Raw genomic sequence first — 16,170 nt, forward strand, 5'->3', positions numbered from 1 at the left:
CCCGTTCCTCAGCGGCCGTGCGAGACCTGGGCGGCCGGTACTTCGGACGCCGCCGCCCGGCGACGGAGCCGGCGCGCCGCCTCCGTCGCGGCCAGCACCGCGAGGACCGTGACCGCCGCGTGCACCGGCCAGTCGCCGAAGCGGACGTACAGCGTGCTGCCGTGCGCGGTCGGTACGTCGTAGACACGGGCCCCGCTCCGCGAGGTGCCCAGCCAGGGACCGGCACGCCGCCCGTCCGGGCCGTACACCGCCGACACCCCGGTCAGTGTCGCGTGCACCATCGGACGGCCGGTCTCCGCGGCCCGCACCGCGCCGAGCGACGCGTGCTGCTCCGGCGCCCAGCTGTGCTGGAACGTCGACGTCGACGACTGCGCGAGCAGCACCCGCGCCCCGTCCCGGGTCAGACTGCGCGTCATGTCGGGGAACGCGGACTCGAAGCAGACCAGCGGACCGACCCGCAGGTCCCGCGACCCGTGCCGCACGTCCATGACGACCTGGCGCGTGCCGCGCATCCGGTCCTCGCCCGCGGCCTTGCCGACCGAGGTCGCCCAGCCGAGCAGTGAGCGCGCGGGCACGTACTCGCCGAAGGGGACGAGCCGCATCTTGTCGTAGCGCTCACCGGTCGGGCCGTCGGGGCCGATCAGCACCGAGCTCTTGTAGATGCCCTGGCCCGCGGCGCCGGAGGCGGGGCGGCGCGCGTCCACGTTGACGAGGATGTCCGCGTCGACGGCGCGGGACAGCCCCGCGATCCGGCGGGCCAGATCGGGCCGGTCGGCCAGGTCGGAGCCGACGCTGCTCTCGCCCCACACCACCAGGTCGACGTCCTGCCCGGCGAGCCGGCGGGTCAGCGCCTCCTCGCGGTCGAAGCGGCGCTCGCCGCTGTCGGCGCCGGCGATGACGCCCGGCTGCACCACGGCGATGCGCACCTGCCCGTCGGTCGCCGGGCGCGGAGCCCACGCCCAGGCCGCACCGGTGACGGTGACGGTCGCGACCAGCCCGGCCACCGCCGGGGTGCGCGCCCCGCGCGCCACCACGAGGACCGTGACCCCGGTGTTCACGGTCACCACGAGCAGACTCACCAGCCAGACGCCGCCCACCGAAGCGAGCCGCAGCGCCGGTGTCACCTGCCACTGGCTGGACCCGAGCAGGCCCCACGGGCCGCCCAACCCCTGCCAGGAACGGACCAGTTCGACCATCAGCCAGCCCGACGGCACGGCCACGAGCGCGGCCGCCGCCCGGCCCGGTGAGGGAGTGCCGTGCAGCACTCTGCGCACCAGCCACCCCCACGGCGCCCACAGGGCACCGAGCAGCGCGGCGATCACGACGGTGAAGACATGCAGGCTCGGCAGCAGCCAGTGGTGCACCGCCAGCATGAACCCGAGGCCGCCGAGCCAGCCGTCCAGGGCCGCGCGGCGCGGCGTACCCGCCGAGCGCGCCAGCAGCATCCACGGCACCAGCGCGGCATAGGCGCACCACCACAGTGACGGTGCCGGGAAGGCGAGGGCGGGCAGCGCACCCGCCGACGCCGCCGCCGCGCCGCGCCACCAGGGCGACGCGCCGAGCCGCTGCCGCCATCGCTCCATGGGCCCGCGCCTCCCTGCTCGTACGACACCCGACGGCACCCGCCACGTGCCTTCAGTGTGCGCGCCGGAAGCGATCAACGACAGTGGGCACCGGTCGAAATGAGCGACATCGGGTACCGGTCGAAAGGGCGGAAGACGGTCACGCGCCGGCGGGAGCGTGCTCCGGGGTGCGCCGCCATTTCTCGTGGACGGTCACCCGGTGCAGCCGCCAGCCGTGCTGCGTGCGGACGAGACCGAAGGCGTACCGGCCGCCGCACACGAAGTCCGGCGCCGTGCCCTCACCGGCGAAGCGCATGGGATTGATGAAGTCGGCCTGGACCCGGGCCGTGTCGCCGACGTCCCGGTCGAGCGCTCCGAACCGCACCCGCCGGTTCACGATGAGGTGCTGCCGCATCGGGAACATCTCCATCGTCGACGTCAGCCAGCGCGCGATCTCCTCCGCGCTGCCCTCCACGCCGCCGGCGTCCCGGTAGTCGGCGCGGCCGTCCGGCGCGAACAGTGCGCGGTAGGCCGCCCAGTCGCCGTCGTCCACGGCCACCGCGTAGTCGGTCACCAACTCGTCGACCGCGAGCCGGTCCATCACTGTCGCGAGTTCCACACGCTGTGTCATCGGGTCAGTGTCGAGCCCGCGGTGCGCACAGCCAAGAGGCATGCGCGATCCGAATGCCCGCGCGTACCATACGGTCACCGCAGTACCGGTCAACTCACCCTGTTGCGGAGGTAGTTGGTGAAGAACGCCGATCGCAAGGATGTGTACGCGCGGCAGACGGGCCGCAAGGAACTGACGCCGCGTCAAAGGCGCCGCATCGCCAAGAAGGCGGGGCAGGGCAAGGCCTGAGGCCGGGCCGAAATCCCCGGGGCGGCCGTGCGCATCGCTGCTACGGTCGCCCCATGTCAGCAGACTCGAACACCTCGGCGACCCAGGCTCCGGGGCCCGTCACCGGCGACGACGTGGCGCAGGCCGTCGAACTCGCCGTGACCGCGCTGCGCCCCGCCCTCGACGCCGACTGGGACGTCCCGGCCGGCTCGCTGGAGTGGACCTGCTGGGAGACCGGCGAACACCTCGCGGACGACCTCTTCTGGTACGCGGCCCGCATCGGTTCACTGCGCCCCTCGACGGACGACCGGGAACCCCTCGGCTGGTCGCGGCGCCGCCCCGAAGGGCCCGCGAACACCATCACCGCCGACCCGGAGGCCGGACCGGCCGGACTCCTCCAGGTGCTCGTGTCCTGCGGCGGGCTGCTCGCCGCCGTCACGCGGGTGACACCGGCGAGCGCGCGCGCCCATCACGTCTTCGGGGTCAGCGATCCCGAGGGCTTCGCCGCGATGGGCGTCGTCGAGACGCTGCTGCACGCGCACGACCTGACGCGGGGACTCGGTGTCGCGGACTTCGCGCCGCCCGCCGACCTCTGCGACCGGTCGCTGCGCCGGCTCTTCCCGGACGCCCCCGACGACGCCGCACCCTGGCCCGCCCTGCTGTGGCTGACCGGCCGGGGCGACCTCCCGGGGCGTGATCGCGTAGGGAAATGGCGCTGGTACGGTGCACCCCGCGCGACATGATCACCGTCCGGGAGGCCCCCTTGACCCGCCCCACCACCCTTGTCACCGGCGGCAGCCGAGGCATCGGCGCCGCGACCGCGCTGCGCCTCGCACGCGACGGCCACGACATCGCGCTCTCCTACGTCCACGACAAGGACGCGGCGGAACGGACCGCGCAAGCCGTGACCGCCGCCGGGGCCCGTTGCGCCCTCATCCGCGCGGACACGTCCCAAGAGGCCGACGTGGAGCGGATGTTCGACGAGGCGGTGGACCGGCTCGGGCCGCTCACCGGTCTCGTGAACAACGCGGGCGTCGGCTCCGCGCTCGGCCCGCTCGCCGAGACGAGCGCCGAGGAACTGCGCCGCGTCGTCGACGTCAACGTCCTCGGCGTGCTGCTGTGCTGCCGCCGCGCCGCCCGGGACATGGGCGCCGCCGGAGCGGGCGCCATCGTGAACCTGTCCTCGGCCGCGGCCACCCTCGGCAGCCCCGGCGACTACGTCCACTACGCCGCGTCCAAGGCCGCCGTCGACACCCTCACCCTCGGCCTCGCCAAGGAGCTCGGCCCGGTCGGCGTCAGGGTCAACGCGGTGGCGCCGGGCATCATCGACACCGAGTTCCACGCGGCGAGCGGCGCGCCCGACCGGGCCGCGCAGTCGGCGCCCGGCATCCCGCTGCGCCGCCCCGGCACCGCGCAGGAGATCGCCGCGGCCATCGCCTGGCTGCTCTCCGACGAGGCCGCGTACACCACGGGAACCGTCCTACGGGTGGCAGGCGGTCGCTGAAGCGGGCCGGATCAGGGCCTGTCGCCCGCCCCGGTCAGGGGACCTCGGCGCGGACCGCCTCGGCCCACTCCGACACGAGCAGCTCGTACTGCGCGCGCTGCTCGGCGCTGAGCCGTCCGCCCGCGCGCAGCCACAGGCCCCGGATCTGCTCGTTCACCTCGGCGGCGGACCGCACGGAACAAGGCGTGACTGGAGGCATGCGTCAAAGCTAGTGGCGAGACGGCCGCCTGGGAACCCTGAGCGAGCAACCGCTTGCTTCAAGTGATCGATTCCGTACCGGAGCCGGTGTCCGCGGACGCGTGGGCGAGGGCGGTCGCCGCCGTCGTCGCCAGCAGCGTCAGCCGGTCCGCGTCCGGGGTGCCCGGCTCGGCGGTGTAGACCATGACGCGCAGGTCGTCGCCCGCGACCGTGAGGATGTCGCAGTCCAGCGTCAGCGGGCCCACCCCGGGGTGCTCGACCGTCTTGCGCGCCGCCTCGTGCCGGCCGACGGACCCCGACTCCCACAGCTCGGCGAACCGGGGGCTCTTCGCCCGCAGCTCGGCGACCAGTTCCGCGAGGCGCGGATCGGACGGGTAGCGGCCCGCGGTCGTGCGCAGGTCGGACACCAGGGCCGACTCCATCGCACGCCGCGCCGCCGGGCTCTGCCGCACGCGGCCCGGCGGCCCGAGGAACGTCCACCACACGCCGTTGCGCCCGTGGCCGCGCCAGTCGGGGCGCTCGCCCAGCAGCGCCGAGTACAGCGGGTTCGCGAGGAGCAGCGTCCACGCCGCGTCGAACACCGCGACGGGCGTGCCCGCCAGCCGCTGCAGCAGCCGGTGCACGCTCGGCGTGAGCGTGGCGGGCACCGTGTCGGGACCGGGCGGCGCCAGGCCGGCGAGCCGGAACAGGTGCGCGCGCTCGGCGACGGACAGCCGCAGGGCGCGGGCGAGCGCCTCCACGACCTGGTCCGAGGGACGGGTGGCCCGGCCCTGTTCCAGCCGGGTGACGTAGTCCGCGGAGATCCCGGCCAGCAGGGCCAGCTCCTCGCGGCGCAGCCCGGCCGCGCGCCGCTGCCCCACCGCCGTGATCCCCGCCGACTCGGGCGGGATCCGGTCCCGCCAGCGCCGCACCGCATCCCCGAAGGCCCCGAACTCCGCACTCGCCATACCCTCCACTGTGCCCCGTCCGGCACCGGTCTTCCTGGTACCGGGAGTCCCAGGAAGACCGGACTCCTGGCTGGTCCGGCGCCCTGGACGGAAGCTGGACCCATGACCACGACACTCATCACCGGAGCCAACAAGGGCCTCGGCCGCGAAACCGCCCGCCGCCTCGTCGCCGCGGGACACACCGTCTACCTGGGCAGCCGCGACGCGGAGCGCGGGCGCCGCGCCGCCGCGGAGCTCGGCGCGCGCCATGTCGTCATCGACGTCACCGACGACGCGTCCGTCGAGGCGGCGGCGCGCACCCTCGACACCGACGGCGGCCTCGACGTACTCGTCAACAACGCCGGTATCGAGGGCCGCACCGACGGGAACGGCATCGTCGCCCCCGCCGACGAGACCGTCGACACCCTGCGCCCGCTGTTCGAGACGAACCTCTTCGGCACGCTGCGCGTCACCCACGCCTTCCTGCCCCTGCTGCGCCGCTCCACCGCGCCCGTCATCGTGAACGTCAGCAGCGGCCTCGGCTCGATGGCCCTGGTCACCGACCCCACGGCCCCGGCGTACGGCTACCCCGGCATCGCCTACCCGGCCTCCAAGACCGCGGTGAACATGCTCACGGTGCAGTACGCGAAGGCGTTCCCGGAGATCCGGATCAACTCCGTCGAGCCGGGCTTCACCAAGACCGACCTCAACGGCAACACCGGCGTCCAGACCGTCGAGGAGGGCGCCGAGATCATCGTGCGGATGGCACAGGTGGGACCGGACGGGCCGACGGGCGGGTACTTCGACGCGCACGGGCCTGTCGACTGGTGACGGGCCGGGCCGGACCGCCCGTCGCCGAGGAGCTCCGTTCCACCGAATCACTTCAGCGGTGAGTGCAACCTCTGGCCCTCAGGAGTCGTCAACCATGGCACCGCCACGCAAGGAGACTCCGTATGCCGACCGATTTCGAGAAGGTTCCCGCCGGGCTCGTCAGCCTCGCCAAGACCGCCGCCGTCTCGCTGCGCAAGCAGGGACTCGCCGGCCGGCAGGCCGCCGTCTACCTGGTGCTGGACCGCTCGGGCAGCATGCACCGCTACTACAAGAACGGCAGCATGCAGCACCTCGCCGAGCAGGCGCTGGCCCTGTCCGCGAACCTGGACGACGACGGCATCGTCCCGACCGTCTTCTTCGACACCGACGCCCATGAGGCCGTCGACATCAGCCTCGACAACTACCAGGGCCGGATCGCCGAACTCCACAAGAAGTACGGGCACATGGGCACCACCAACTACGCGGCCGCCATGGACGCCGTCATCGACCACTACCTCGACAGCGAATCGACGGCGCCCGCGTTCGTCATCTTCCAGACCGACGGCTCACCCGACTCCCGTCGCGCCGCCGAACAGACCCTGTGCAAGGCCGCCGAGCTGCCGCTGTTCTGGCAGTTCGTCGGCTACGGCAAGGACAGGTTCGACTTCCTGCGCAAGCTCGACGAACTCGCCGTCCCCGAGAAGCGCGTCGTCGACAACGCCGGGTTCTTCGCCGCCGGGAAGGACCCCAAGACCATCCCCGACGGGGTCCTCTACGACCGGCTGATGGGCGAGTTCCCCGACTGGCTGCGGGCCGCGAGCGCCGCCGGGATCATCGCCTGAACGCGGCAAGGAGAGTCGCCCCGTGAAGCCGCAGTCGCTGCCAGGCGCGGAGACGACTGCCGCTCACCGGGCGGCACTACCCGGCCGACTCCGCGGCGTGCGGGCTCAGCACACCCACGCTGACCAGCACGAACAGGGCGATGCCCAGCGCGATCCGGTAGTACACGAACGGCATGAAGCTCTTGGTCGAGATGAACTTCATGAGCCACGAGATCACCGCGTAGCCCACGCCGAACGCGATCAGCGTCGCGAAGATCGTCGGGCCCCACGAGACGTGGCCGCCTTCGGTCGCGTCCTTGAGTTCGAAGACGCCGGAGGCGAGCACCGCCGGGATGGCCAGGAGGAACGAGTAGCGGGCGGCCGACTCGCGGGTGTACCCGAGGAAGAGGCCGCCGCTGATCGTCGCACCGGACCGGGAGACGCCGGGGATCAGGGCCATTGCCTGGCAGAGGCCGTAGATCAGGCCGTCCTTGACGGAGAGGTCCTTGAGCTCCTTGCGGGTACGGATGGCCCGGTGCCGTCCGCCCGTCTCGTCACGGGCCGCGAGACGGTCGGCCACGCCGAGGACGATGCCCATCACGATCAGCGTCGTCGCCGTCAGGCGCAGGTCGCGGAACGGGCCCTCGATCTGGTCCTTGAACGTCACGCCGAGCACGCCGATCGGGATCGAGCCCACGATCACGAGCCAGCCCATCTGGGCGTCGTGGTCGCCGCGCATGCTCCGGTCGGTCAGCGACCGGAACCACGCGGAGATGATCCGCGCGATGTCCTTGCGGAAGAAGATCACCACCGCGGTCTCCGTGCCGAGCTGGGTGATCGCCGTGAAGGCGGCGCCCGGATCGGTCCACCCCGCGAAGGCGGCGGTGAGGCGGAGATGGGCGCTCGACGAGATCGGGAGGAACTCCGTCAGCCCCTGGACGAGTCCCAGAATGAACGATTCGAACCAAGACATGGGGAGATACGCGATCCAGGGTGCGGGTGGAACCGGCCGCGAACGCGGTCCGGAGAAGGGTCTGCGAGCTCCCGGGGCCAGGGCCGCGGGCGCGTGCGAGGGCAGCGTAGCGCCCGAAAGTGACGGGGCTGCCACGGGGGCGGCCGGACAGGCCCAGGACCTGTCCGGCGGATCCTGTCGCGGGCGCGGGGTCTGGCACCCACACCAGCGGCGTTGTCCCCGCTCACCGGCACAGGACAACGACACCTAGCCGCCGGTCTCCCGCTGCGCCGCCAGCAGCGCGTCCCCGGCCGGAGCGCGGTAGTAGAGCACCGAGCGGCCCGCGCGGCGGCGCCGTACGAGGCGGGCGTCGAGCAGCACCTTCAGATGGCGGCCGACCGAGCCGAGCCCCTGGCCGGTCAGGGCGACCAGCTGGGTGGTCGTCAGGGGATGGTCGAGCAGCACGAGGACCTGCGCGCGCGACGGGCCGAGCAGCGTGGCGAGCCCCGAGGGCGGCGCCGCCCTTCCCGCGTCGGCGAGGGCGCCCGCGCACGGATAGACCACGGCGTACCGGTTCGCGGCCGTCTCCCAGGAGAACCAGCCCTGCTGCGGGGTGACGGGCACGAACAGCAGCTCGGCCCCGGAGATGTCCTGCGGCGGATAGTCGTGCGCGTTGACCCGCAGGCGCCCGTCGCCCAGCCAGCGCATGGTGGGGCGCAGCGCGCCGAACGCCGCCGCCCAGCCGCCGACCGTCATCTCCCGGGTCCGCGCGACGACATCGGCCTCGATGACCCGGCGCCGCCGCGGCCACTGCGGCCGTACGGTCTCCCGCCACACCCACTCCAGGAGCGCGGCGGTGCGCTCCGCGAGATCGTCGGCGCGGGCCAGCGCGGCGGGCAGCGGGCCGGGGCAGGAGACGGCGAGATCGGCGCGTACGCGGTCCGGTGGCGTGGCACGGATCCGGGCGAGTCCGTCGGCCAGGTCGAGCGCGCGCAGCCCGGCCGGGGTGGGCGTGACGAAGTCCGCGTTCCACGTCGCCCCGAACACGGCGTCCACCAGCAGCGCCGTCACCCGGTCCGCGGCCAGCCGCGCGCGGTAGGCGGGCAGGTACGTGTCCAGCCACTGCCGTTCGCCGGGGTGCGCGGCGGCGGGATCCGCCAGCTTCTTCAGGCTCGCGGTCGTCTCCGCCAGCGACGACACCACGAACCGACTGCCGGCCAGAGTGTCCGCGTCGACCTGCCAGACGCCCACGGAGCCTCCCTCGTTTCGCCGGTCCGCGAAACATTAACGTCCGTCCGCCGCGGCCCCGCAGCCTCCACCCATGCGTACCTACCGCGACCTGTTCAGCACGCCGGAGTACCCGCCCTTCTTCCTCGCCTGCTCGCTCCAGGTCGCCGCCCAGACGGTGGCCGGCCTGGCGCTCGGCTCGCTCGTCTATGCCGCGACGGGGTCGGCGCTGCTGTCCGCGCTCGCCATGTTCGGGCCCGCCCTCGCCCAGGTCGTGGGCGCGTTCACCCTGTTGTCGGCGGCGGACCGGCTGCCGCCGCGCGCGGCCCTCGCCGGACTGTCGCTGTTCCTGGGCCTCGCCACCGCCGCCCAGGCCGCGCCCGGCCTGCCGACCGCGGCCGCGCTCGCCCTCGTGCTGGCGCAGGGCGTGCCCGCGGCGCTGGGCGGCGGCGTCCGCTACGGCCTGCTCACCGACATCCTCGACCGCGACGGCTACCTGCTCGGCCGCTCCGTGCTGAACATGAGCACCGGCACCTGCCAGATCCTCGGGTACGCGATCGGCGGCGCCCTGGTGCAGGCCCTGTCCCCGCGCGGCACCCTGCTGATCGCCGCGGGCCTGTACGGCCTGTCGGCGGCGGTGGCCCGCCGGGGCCTGGCCCGGCGCGCGGCACGGGCCACCGGCCGCCCGTCGGCCGCGGCGACGCTGCGCGGCAACGCGCTCCTGTGGTCGTCACGACCGCGCCGGTACGTGTACCTGGCCCTCTGGGTGCCGAACGGGCTGATCGTCGGCTGCGAGGCCCTGTTCGTCCCCTACGACCCCGCGCACGCGGGCCTGTTGCTCGCCGCCGCCGCGCTCGGCATGCTCGCCGGTGACACGCTCGCCGGACGCTTCGTGCCCGCACGCCTGCGGGGCCGGCTCGGGGCGCCGCTGCGGCTGCTCCTCGCCGCGCCGTACCTGGTGTTCGCGGTGCGCCCCGCGCTGCCGGTGGCCGCGTTCGCGGTGGCGTGCGCCTCCGTCGGCTACGCGGCGAGCCTGCTCCTCCAGGAGCGCCTGGTGGCGCTGACCCCGGACGAACTGAGCGGGCACGCCCTCGGGTTGCACACCGCTGGGATGCTTTCGGCGCAAGGGATCGCGGCGCTCCTCGCGGGGGCGCTGGCCCAGGTCACGTCGCCGGCGACGGCCATGACGGCCCTCGCGGCCGGATCGCTGGCCGTCACGCTCGCGCTGGCGCCCGGCCTGCGCCGGGTGGAGGGCCCCGAGCCCCGGACGGCGGTTCCGTGAACGTCCGGTGGGGACCTGACCAACCGCCCACGCCCTGTTGACCCCCGTCGCCCCACCCGCTTAGCGTCGACGGGGGGAAAGCGCTTGCTACGCGGCGCCGCCCCCACGCGTCAGGTCCTGCCACCGCACCCCGATGGAGTGTTGAACGCGCCCATGCGCAGCGCACCCGCACCAGATCGCTCCGGTCCCCGCACCCACCGCCTCAAGGCCGCCGTCATCGGCGCCGGCGGCATCGCCCGCGGCAGCCATCTGCCGGCCCTCCAGCAGCTCGCCGCCGAGGGCGAGCTGGAGGTCGTCGCGGCCGTCGACATCGACGACGACGCCGTCCGCCGGTTCTGCGCGGACGGCGCGATCCCGCACCCGTACACCGACCTGCGGCGCATGCTCGACGAGCAGCGGCCCGACCTCGTCACCGTCTGCACCCCGCCCACCCTGCACCGCGAACAGACCGTCGCCGCCCTGGAGTCCGGCGCCTGGGTGTGGTGCGAGAAGCCGCCGACACCGTCCCTGGCGGAGTTCGACGCCATCGAGGCGGCCGAGGGCGCGCAGGGCGGGCCGTACGCGGCCATCGTGTTCCAGCACCGCTTCGGCTCGGGCGCGCACCATGTGCGGGACCTGCTCGCCAAGGGCGAGGTCGGACGACCGCTCGTCGCCCACTGCCAGACCACCTGGCACCGTGACACCGCCTACTACTCCGTTCCCTGGCGCGGCCGTTGGGCCACCGAGGGCGGCGGCCCCGCCATGGGCCACGGGATCCACCAGATGGATCTGCTGCTCGACCTCCTCGGCCGCTGGTCCGAGGTGCGGGCCATGGCCGGGCGGCTCGTGCACGACGTGGAGACCGAGGACGTGTCGACCGCCCTCGTCCGCTTCGAGAGCGGCGCCCTGGCCACCGTCGTCAACAGCGTCCTCAGCCCCGACGAGGTCAGCCGCATCCGCATCGACTGCGAGCGCGCCACTGTGGAACTGACCCATCTGTACGGCTACAAGAACGCGGACTGGACCGTCACCCCCGCCCGCGACGTACCCGATGAACTCGCCGCCTCCTGGCAGGACTTCGGCACCGACGTCCCCAGCTCCCACCTCGCCCAGCTGCGCGCACTGATCGCGTCGATGCGCGCGGGCGAACGCCCCCGCAGCAGCGGCCCCGACGGGCGCACCAGCCTGGAGCTGATCTCCGCGCTCTACAAGTCCGCGTTCACCGACGTCACCGTCCGCGCCGGCGAGATCGGCCCCGGCGACCCGTACTACACCGCACTGCACGGCGACGCCCCCGGCTGGGCGCCCCTCCAGGAGGCCACCGCATGACCACCGAGCCGAGCCCGCTGCGCCTCGTCCACGCCCACGGCGACCGCGTCACCGTCACCGAGCCCACCACCGGCGTCGACCTGTTCGCGTACGTCCACCGCCCCGAGGCCGCCTGGGAGGCCCCGAAGCCGTACCTCCACCCCATCAGGACGCTGGGCGGCCACGTCGTCACCGACTACCGGCCCAACGACCACCGCTGGCACAAGGGCCTTCAGATGACCGCCTCCCACCTCTCGGGGCAGAACCTGTGGGGCGGCAACTCCTATGTACACGGCGAGGGTTACCTGGCCCTGCCCGAACGCGTCGGCTCCATGGCGCACGCCGGTTTCGACGAGATCGCCGCCCGCGCGGACGGGACCGCCGTCATCGCCGAGCGGCTGACCTGGCATCCCCACGACGGTGCGCTGTGGGCCGAGGAGTCCCGCCGCGTCGAGGTGCGCGACGTCGACCCGGCCGCCGGGTCCTGGACGCTGACCTGGACCAGCGCCGTCACCAACCGCCGCGCCGAACCGCTCCGCTTCGGCAGCCCCACCACCCACGGCCGTGAACTCGCGGGCTACACCGGCCTGTTCTGGCGCGGACCGCGCGCCTTCCGTGACGGCCGGATCCTGACGGCCGACGCCGAAGGGCCCGAGGTCATGGGGACGCAGGCGCCCTGGCTCGCGTACAGCGCGGAGCACGACGGCGCCGACGGACACGCCACGCTCGTCTTCGAACACGCCCTGGAGAACGACCACGCGGGGGAGCGGGGCGCCCACCCGGCGCACTGGTTCGTGCGCAACGACCCGTTCGCCGCGGTGGCTCCGTCCTTCGCCTACTACGACGAACTCGTCCTGGAACCCGGCGCCACCCTCACCCACCGCTACCGCGTCGTCGTCGCCGACGGGGCATGGGAGCGCGAGGAGATCGCCAAGTACCTGGCGGAGCACCCGTGGTGAGCCCGTACGAAGGACTGCCCGGCGGGGTCGCGGTCTCGCATCTGTCGGTGTACGACTGGCCCGCCGCCGACGGGCTGCGCGGCGGCACCCCGCACATGCACCTGACGTGCAGCGAAGGGTACGTCGTCACGGCGGGCAGCGGCGCCGTCCAGACGCTGACCGCCGCCGGGGCCGAGCGGACGCCGCTGACGGCGGGCACCGTCGCCTGGTTCACGCCGGGCACCATCCATCGGCTGGTCAACGAGGACGGGGGCCTGCGGATCGTCGTCCTGATGCAGAACAGCGGGCTGCCCGAGGCGGGCGACGCGGTGCTCACGCTGCCGCCCGCCCACCTGACCGACCCCGAGACGTACGCCGCCGCCACGGCCATCCCGGCCGACGCCCCCGAGGAGGAGCAGGAGCGGGTGGCGCGGGCCCGGCGCGACCTCGCGATCGAGGGGTACCTGCGGCTGCGCGAGAACCCGAAGGAGCTCCCCGCCTTCCACGAGGCGGCGGCCGCGCTCGTCCGGCACCGGCTCGCCGCGTGGCGCGACCGGTGGGAGCGGGGTGCCGCCGCCGCGTCCGCCGCGACCGGCCACCAGCTCGACCGGCTCGCCGCCGGCGACGCCGGGCATCTCGCGGACGCCGTGGTGCGGTCCGAGGCGCCTTCCGCGCGCGGGAAGTTCGGGATGTGCGGCCGGCTGGACGTGTACCGGACCGACTGAATCCCGCGGGACCTGGGGTGCGGGTGGTGGTCCGGCTGCGTCCTTACGCGTTGCCGCGCAGCTTGTGGCGCTTGAGCCAGGCCACCACCGCGCCCGCCAGGCCCGTGACCGTGATGAAGCCCATCGCGATCAGGAACGCCGGGGACGTGGGCGTCGAGGCGCGGGCGCCCGCCACCACGTACGCCGCCGTGTTCGGGATCGAGCCCAGGGCCGTGGCGAGCAGGAACGCACTCCAGCTCATCCGGGAGATCGACGCGCAGTAGTTGGCCGCCCAGAACGGGACACCGGGGAACAGCCGGGCCGCGAGCATCGAGCGGAAGCCGTGCCGGCTCAGCTGGCCGTCCGCCGCCTTCAGCCAGCGGCCGCGCAGCAGCGGGCGCAGCGCGTCCTGGCCCAGCACCCGGCCGAGCCCGAAGGCGATGCCCGCGCCGAGCACGGTCCCGCCGAGCGCCCCGACCAGGCCCAGCTGCGAGCCGAAGAGGGCGCCCGCCGCCAGGTTCAGGAGCGGACGCGGGACGAACGCGACCGTGCACACCCCGTAGGCCACCGCGAACAGCACCACCGCTGCCGCACCGCCCACCTCGGGCGGCCATCCGTCCGCCAGGATCCGCTGCGGCTCGAAGAGCAGCACGCACGTCGCCCCCGCGGCCAGCAGCACCAGCAGGAGCGACAGCCTCGACCAGGGCGAGAGCAGAGCCCTGGTGCAGCGCGCGGCGAGGCCGGCGGGACGAGCGGGGACGGGTTCGAACATCCGGGGAGACTAACCGACGGATACATAAGATCGCCGTAGGTTGTGTCTCACTTTTCCAGTAGTTCTCCTCACTTTTCCCCGCACAGCAATGTCCCGAGGGAGGGCCACGTGCCCGTCACCACGCCGCCGCCCAGCACTCTCGCCGACACCGTCCTCGACCGGCTTCCCGTCGTCTACGGAGCGGCGGCCGACCCGGAGCGGGCCGCGCAGATGCGCGCGTACATGAAGGACGTCGCCCCTTTCCTCGGGCTCACCTCGCCCGTGCGCAGGGAACTGTCCAAGGCCGTGCTGGAGGGGACACCACGGCCCGACGAGGCCGACCTCACCGCCGTCGCACTGCGCTGCTGGGCACTGCCCGAGCGCGAGTACGCGTACTTCGCCGTCGACTGGCTGCGCCGCCATGTACGCCGCCTGTCGTCCGGCTTCCTCCCCGTCGCCAGGCAGCTGGTCACGACCGTGCCGTGGTGGGACACCGTCGACGCCCTCGCCGCGCACGTCGTGGGCGGGCTCGTCGCCGCCGACGCGAAGCTCACCGCCGACATGGACGCGTGGATCGAGGACCCCGACCTGTGGGTGGCCAGGACCGCGCTCCTGCACCAGCTCCGGTACAAGGAGTCCACGGACGCGGACCGCTTGTTCGCGTACTGCCTCCGGCAGGCGGGCCACCCCGACTTCTTCATCCGCAAAGCCATCGGCTGGAGCCTGCGCGAGTACGCGAAGACCGACGCCGACGCCGTACGGTCCTTCGTCGCCGCGCACCGAGGCGAGCTCGCGCCGCTCTCGGTGCGGGAGGCCCTCAAGAACGTAGGACCGTGACCGGCTGAGCAACTGCCGCGCGGGGCACGGAAAACCATTCGACGGGCGGCGTCCCGTCGGCGATGATCTGCACATGTTCCGGCACGCCTACCTCGCAGCTCCGTCCGCAGTCGCGGACGCTGCTCAGGCTGCCGTCTTCCTCGCAGCAGCCGTCGACGGCGCGCGAAGCTGACCCTCTCCGGACATTCCGGCGGACCCCGCAGGGGGAGGGTCGGTACGGATCAGGGGTCCCCGCCTCCCGCAGGAGGCCATTGCCTGTCCGAGTGACGCAGACGCGGTGACTCGGATGTTCCCGAAGGGACCACCCAGCCATGCCCAAGACGGCATACGTGCGCACCAAGCCGCACCTGAACATCGGCACCATGGGCCATGTCGACCACGGCAAGACGACCCTGACCGCCGCCATCACCAAGGTGCTCGCCGCGCGCGGCGCGAGCAGCTTCGTGCCGTTCGACCGGATCGACAAGGCGCCCGAGGAGGCGCAGCGCGGCATCACCATCAACATCGCGCACGTCGAGTACGAGACCGACACCCGCCACTACGCGCACGTGGACATGCCCGGTCACGCCGACTACGTCAAGAACATGGTCACCGGAGCGGCCCAGCTCGACGGGGCGATCCTCGTCGTGTCCGCGCTCGACGGGATCATGCCGCAGACCGCCGAACACGTACTGCTCGCGCGGCAGGTGGGCGTCGACCACATCGTCGTGGCGATCAACAAGGCGGACGCCGGTGACGAGGAGCTCACCGACCTCGTCGAGCTGGAGGTGCGCGAGCTGCTGACCGCGCACGGCTACGGCGGCGACTCCGTCCCCGTCGTCCGGGTCTCCGGGCTCAAGGCCCTCGAGGGGGACCCGCGGTGGGAGGCGGCGATCGAGGCGCTGCTCGACGCGGTGGACACGTACGTCCCGATGCCCGAGCGGTACGTGGACGCGCCGTTCCTGCTGTCGGTCGAGAACGTCATGACCATCAGCGGGCGCGGCACCGTCGTCACCGGGGCCGTCGAGCGCGGCCGGATCCGCGTCGGCGACCGGGTCCGCGTCCACGGCGCCGACGCGCTCAAGGAAGGGGAGACCGTCGTCACCGGCCTGGAGACCTTCGGCAAGCCGATGGACGAGGCGCAGGCCGGGGACAACGTGGCGCTGCTGCTGCGCGGGGTGCCACGCGACGCGGTGCGACGCGGCCACATCGTCGCGGAGCCCGGCAGCGTGCGGCCCGCCCGGCGCTTCACCGCCCAGGTGTACGTGCTGTCGGCGGCGGAGGGCGGCCGCAGCACCCCCGTCGCCACCGGTTACCGGCCGCAGTTCTATCTGCGGACCGCGGACGTGGTCGGGGACGTCGACCTCGGTGACACGGCCGTCGCCCGGCCCGGCGACACCGTCACCATGACGGTGGAGCTCGGCCGCGACGTGCCGCTGGAGCCCGGGCTCGGCTTCGCGATCCGCGAGGGCGGGCGCACCGTCGGCGCGGGCACGGTGACGGACGTCGTGTGAGACCGGTGCGCGGCCGGGACCGATGGGTCCCGGCCGCACA

17 protein-coding genes are annotated in these 16,170 nt (G+C 73.5%); 10 read left to right on the plus strand and 7 right to left on the minus strand.

Annotated elements, in window-relative coordinates; all coding sequences use genetic code 11:
* Window positions 1–8 precede the first annotated feature (8 nt).
* Together lnt and ACQUQD_RS34540 are read right to left on the minus strand one after the other, a co-directional pair.
* Window positions 9–1,583 carry an apolipoprotein N-acyltransferase gene (lnt, locus tag ACQUQD_RS34535; protein ID WP_428956109.1) on the minus strand — a complete coding sequence of 525 codons (1,575 nt, stop codon included), beginning with the start codon at window positions 1,581–1,583 and terminating at the stop codon, window positions 9–11.
* Between the two features lie 139 nt (window positions 1,584–1,722).
* Entirely contained in the window at window positions 1,723–2,193 is a 471-nt protein-coding gene (locus ACQUQD_RS34540) for a nuclear transport factor 2 family protein (protein ID WP_428956110.1), read from the minus strand.
* Window positions 2,194–2,474: 281 nt separating this feature from the next.
* Between ACQUQD_RS34540 and ACQUQD_RS34545 the strand changes: the two genes are divergently transcribed.
* Together ACQUQD_RS34545 and ACQUQD_RS34550 are read left to right on the plus strand one after the other, a co-directional pair.
* Complete coding sequence (locus ACQUQD_RS34545; protein WP_428956111.1) at window positions 2,475–3,143, plus strand: hypothetical protein; 669 nt, start codon at window positions 2,475–2,477, stop codon at window positions 3,141–3,143.
* A 20-nt stretch (window positions 3,144–3,163) separates the two neighbouring features.
* Window positions 3,164–3,904 (plus strand): glucose 1-dehydrogenase, encoded by a 741-nt coding sequence (locus tag ACQUQD_RS34550; RefSeq protein WP_428956112.1) that lies wholly within the window; start codon window positions 3,164–3,166, stop codon window positions 3,902–3,904.
* A gap of 34 nt (window positions 3,905–3,938) precedes the next feature.
* Here ACQUQD_RS34550 and ACQUQD_RS34555 read toward each other — a convergent pair whose 3' ends face one another.
* A complete protein-coding gene (locus tag ACQUQD_RS34555; protein WP_428956113.1) occupies window positions 3,939–4,103 on the minus strand; it encodes a hypothetical protein in 165 nt (54 codons plus the stop codon).
* A gap of 58 nt (window positions 4,104–4,161) precedes the next feature.
* Window positions 4,162–5,049 (minus strand): helix-turn-helix transcriptional regulator, encoded by an 888-nt coding sequence (locus tag ACQUQD_RS34560; RefSeq protein ID WP_428956114.1) that lies wholly within the window; start codon window positions 5,047–5,049, stop codon window positions 4,162–4,164.
* Window positions 5,050–5,151: 102 nt separating this feature from the next.
* On the opposite strand from ACQUQD_RS34560, the gene ACQUQD_RS34565 reads away from it, so the two are divergent.
* Both ACQUQD_RS34565 and ACQUQD_RS34570 read left to right on the plus strand, forming a co-directional pair.
* Entirely contained in the window at window positions 5,152–5,859 is a 708-nt protein-coding gene (locus ACQUQD_RS34565) for an SDR family NAD(P)-dependent oxidoreductase (RefSeq protein ID WP_428956115.1), read from the plus strand.
* A gap of 122 nt (window positions 5,860–5,981) precedes the next feature.
* Window positions 5,982–6,680, plus strand: coding sequence for a vWA domain-containing protein (locus ACQUQD_RS34570; protein ID WP_428956116.1), 699 nt, complete (start codon window positions 5,982–5,984; stop codon window positions 6,678–6,680).
* A 76-nt stretch (window positions 6,681–6,756) separates the two neighbouring features.
* On the opposite strand, the gene ACQUQD_RS34575 is transcribed toward ACQUQD_RS34570, so the two are convergent.
* Together ACQUQD_RS34575 and ACQUQD_RS34580 are read right to left on the minus strand one after the other, a co-directional pair.
* Window positions 6,757–7,632, minus strand: a complete 876-nt coding sequence (locus tag ACQUQD_RS34575; protein ID WP_428956117.1) for an undecaprenyl-diphosphate phosphatase — start codon at window positions 7,630–7,632, stop codon at window positions 6,757–6,759.
* 246 nt (window positions 7,633–7,878) lie between these two features.
* Window positions 7,879–8,862, minus strand: coding sequence for an ArsR family transcriptional regulator (locus ACQUQD_RS34580; protein WP_428956118.1), 984 nt, complete (start codon window positions 8,860–8,862; stop codon window positions 7,879–7,881).
* A 70-nt stretch (window positions 8,863–8,932) separates the two neighbouring features.
* Between ACQUQD_RS34580 and ACQUQD_RS34585 the strand changes: the two genes are divergently transcribed.
* The 4 genes from ACQUQD_RS34585 (at window position 8,933) to ACQUQD_RS34600 (ending at window position 13,070) form a co-directional block, all read left to right on the plus strand.
* Window positions 8,933–10,120, plus strand: a complete 1,188-nt coding sequence (locus ACQUQD_RS34585; RefSeq protein ID WP_428956119.1) for an MFS transporter — start codon at window positions 8,933–8,935, stop codon at window positions 10,118–10,120.
* 153 nt (window positions 10,121–10,273) lie between these two features.
* Complete coding sequence (locus tag ACQUQD_RS34590) at window positions 10,274–11,428, plus strand: Gfo/Idh/MocA family protein (RefSeq protein ID WP_428956120.1); 1,155 nt, start codon at window positions 10,274–10,276, stop codon at window positions 11,426–11,428.
* Window positions 11,425–12,366 carry a PmoA family protein gene (locus ACQUQD_RS34595; protein WP_428956121.1) on the plus strand — a complete coding sequence of 314 codons (942 nt, stop codon included), beginning with the start codon at window positions 11,425–11,427 and terminating at the stop codon, window positions 12,364–12,366. The genes ACQUQD_RS34590 and ACQUQD_RS34595 overlap by 4 nt, the downstream gene beginning before the upstream one ends.
* On the plus strand, window positions 12,360–13,070 hold the full coding sequence (locus ACQUQD_RS34600; protein WP_428956122.1) for a cupin domain-containing protein: 711 nt from the start codon (window positions 12,360–12,362) through the stop codon (window positions 13,068–13,070). The genes ACQUQD_RS34595 and ACQUQD_RS34600 overlap by 7 nt, the downstream gene beginning before the upstream one ends.
* A gap of 43 nt (window positions 13,071–13,113) precedes the next feature.
* Here ACQUQD_RS34600 and ACQUQD_RS34605 read toward each other — a convergent pair whose 3' ends face one another.
* Window positions 13,114–13,821 carry a TVP38/TMEM64 family protein gene (locus ACQUQD_RS34605; protein WP_428956123.1) on the minus strand — a complete coding sequence of 236 codons (708 nt, stop codon included), beginning with the start codon at window positions 13,819–13,821 and terminating at the stop codon, window positions 13,114–13,116.
* A 108-nt stretch (window positions 13,822–13,929) separates the two neighbouring features.
* Here ACQUQD_RS34605 and ACQUQD_RS34610 point away from each other — a divergent pair, with 108 nt between their 5' ends.
* Window positions 13,930–14,637: a DNA alkylation repair protein gene (locus ACQUQD_RS34610; RefSeq protein ID WP_428956124.1), complete on the plus strand. Its 708-nt coding sequence runs from the start codon at window positions 13,930–13,932 to the stop codon at window positions 14,635–14,637.
* Window positions 14,638–14,948: 311 nt separating this feature from the next.
* Window positions 14,949–16,130: an elongation factor Tu gene (tuf, locus tag ACQUQD_RS34615; RefSeq protein ID WP_428956125.1), complete on the plus strand. Its 1,182-nt coding sequence runs from the start codon at window positions 14,949–14,951 to the stop codon at window positions 16,128–16,130.
* The last annotated feature ends 40 nt before the right edge of the window (window positions 16,131–16,170 follow it).

Origin of the sequence: Streptomyces sp. cg35 (assembly GCF_050410835.1) — a bacterium.
Classification (GTDB): domain Bacteria; phylum Actinomycetota; class Actinomycetes; order Streptomycetales; family Streptomycetaceae; genus Streptomyces.